Raw genomic sequence first — 2625 nt, 5'->3', positions numbered from 1 at the left:
TCCACTTGCGATGCATCACGCTTTCTTGCATGCTTGGTCACCCTCGGTTAGGGGAACACCATCGGTGTCGACACCGAGCAAACTTGCAGAAGTCCGAATGCAGCGACTAAAACAAGCCACCTAGGATCACACTGATAGTCCGGGTACCAGCCCGGATGCCCCTGCTTGTCTCATTTCTTCAAAATAAGAGCGGCAGCTTGTGGCTACTGCTCTGGTTATAGCCATGACGCGGGTTGAAGCCCGCGCCACAGCCTCTACGGTGCAACGGTTACAGCAGCTGAATCACACGCCGCTCGAGAGCAGCATGTTACGGATGTGACCGATGGCCTTAGTCGGGTTCAGGCCTTTCGGACATACGTTGACGCAGTTCATGATGCCCCGGCAGCGGAAAACGCTGAACGGGTCGTCAAGTGAAGCCAGACGCTCGCTGGTCTTGGTGTCACGGCTGTCAGCCAGGAAGCGGTAGGCTTGCAGCAGCGCAGCTGGACCGAGGAACTTGTCAGGGTTCCACCAGAACGATGGGCAAGAGGTCGAGCAACAGGCGCACAGGATGCACTCGTACAGACCGTCGAGCTTTTCGCGCTCTTCTGGCGACTGCAGACGCTCGATGGCCGGAGCCGGCGTGTCGTTCTGCAGGTAAGGCTTCACCTTCTCGTATTGCTTGTAGAAGATGCTCATATCGACGACCAGGTCACGGATAACCGGCAGACCTGGCAGCGGGCGAACGATCAGCTTGTTGCCTTTTACAACGGCGGACAGCGGCGTGATGCACGCCAGACCGTTCTTGCCGTTGATGTTCATGCCGTCGGAGCCGCAGACGCCTTCACGGCAGGAGCGACGATAGGAGAAACCCTCGTCCTGCTCTTTGATCAGGGCCAGCACGTCCAGCACCATCAGGTCTTTACCACCGGTATCGACCTGGAAATCCTGCATGAACGGCGCAGCGTCCTGATCAGGGTTGTAGCGATAAACACTGACTTGCAACATGGCGGTCACCCCTTAATAAGTCCGGACTTTAGGTTCGAAAGTCGGAACAGTCTTCGGCGAGAAGTTGACGGCACGCTTGGTGACGCGCTTGTCACCCGGGAAGTACAGGGTGTGGCACAGCCAGTTTTCGTCGTCACGGTCTTCGAAGTCTTCACGGGCGTGCGCGCCGCGGGACTCTTTACGTACTTCGGCCGCGATGGCGGTAGCTTCAGCCACTTCCAGCAGGTTTTGCAGCTCCAGCGCTTCGATTCGTGCAGTGTTGAACGCCTGCGACTTGTCGTTGATTTTCACGTTGGCGATGCGGGCACGCAGGTCAGCAAGCTGAGCGATGCCTTTCTGCATGTATTCGCCGGTACGGAATACGCCGAAGTAGTTCTGCATGCAGCTTTGCAGCTCGCGACGCAGAGTGGCAACGTCTTCACCGTCGGTACGGTTGTTCAGTGCATTCAGGCGCGACAGTGCAGCTTCGATGTCGGACTCGGTAGCGTCGTCGTATTCGATGCCGTCGGTCAACGCCTTTTCCAGGTGCAGACCGGCAGCGCGACCGAATACCACCAGGTCGAGCAGCGAGTTGCCGCCCAGACGGTTGGCACCGTGGACCGATACGCAAGCCACTTCGCCTACCGCGAACAGGCCAGGGATGATCTGGTCCTGACCTTCGGCGTTCTGGGTGATCGCCTGGCCATGAATGTTGGTGGCAACGCCGCCCATCATGTAGTGGCAGGTCGGAACAACCGGAACCGGCGCAACCACCGGGTCAACGTGGGCGAAAGTCTTCGACAGTTCGCAGATGCCTGGCAGACGGCTGTGCAGCACTTCCTCGCCCAGGTGGTCGAGTTTGAGCATCACGTGGTCGCCATTCGGGCCGCAACCGTTGCCGGCGATGATTTCCTTGACCATCGAACGGGCAACCACGTCACGACCTGCAAGGTCTTTCGCGTTCGGAGCATAACGCTCCATGAAACGCTCGCCGTGCTTGTTGATCAGGTAACCACCTTCACCACGGCAACCTTCGGTCACCAGTACACCGGCGCCGGCGATGCCAGTCGGGTGGAACTGCCACATTTCGATGTCTTGCACCGGCACGCCGGCACGCAGCGCCATGCCAACACCGTCACCGGTGTTGATCAGGGCGTTGGTGGTGGAGGCGTAGATACGGCCTGCACCGCCAGTCGCCAGAACGGTGGCCTTGGCACGAATGTAGGAGGTTTCACCGGTTTCGATGCAGATCGCGATCACACCGACGAACTCGCCTTCCTGGTTTTTCACCAGATCGACAGCGTAGTACTCGTTGAGGAACGTGGTGCCGGCTTTCAGGTTGCCCTGATAAAGGGTGTGCAGCAGCGCATGACCGGTACGGTCGGAAGCGGCGCAAGTACGCGCAGCCTGACCGCCCTTGCCGTAGTCCTTGGACTGGCCACCGAACGGACGCTGATAGATGCGGCCTTGCTCGGTACGCGAGAACGGCAGACCCATGTGGTCCAGCTCGAACACGGCAGCCGGGCCTTCCTGACACATGTATTCGATAGCGTCCTGGTCACCGATGTAGTCGGAACCCTTGACGGTTTAGTTCTTTTGAGAGTGGTTTTGTTATTTAGTGTGTGTGGTTGTGTTGTTGTAGGTGTTGGCGGTATGTTT

The 2625-nt window shown here is 58.5% G+C and carries 1 protein-coding gene and 1 pseudogene; both read right to left on the bottom strand.

Going from position 1 to position 2625, the window contains the following annotated elements; translation table 11 throughout:
- Positions 1 to 282: 282 nt before the first annotated feature.
- Positions 283 to 987 carry a succinate dehydrogenase iron-sulfur subunit gene (locus tag ACIGDJ_RS27285; RefSeq protein ID WP_016773675.1) on the bottom strand — a complete coding sequence of 235 codons (705 nt, stop codon included), beginning with the start codon at positions 985 to 987 and terminating at the stop codon, positions 283 to 285.
- Positions 988 to 999: 12 nt separating this feature from the next.
- A pseudogene (sdhA, locus tag ACIGDJ_RS27280) lies at positions 1000 to 2556 on the bottom strand (succinate dehydrogenase flavoprotein subunit); the annotation flags it as partial.
- Positions 2557 to 2625: the final 69 nt, after the last annotated feature.

Source organism: Pseudomonas sp. NPDC079367 (assembly GCF_044542195.1).
In the GTDB taxonomy this organism is placed as follows: Bacteria; Pseudomonadota; Gammaproteobacteria; order Pseudomonadales; family Pseudomonadaceae; genus Aquipseudomonas.
This window is presented reverse-complemented; position numbering and strand designations above follow the sequence as displayed.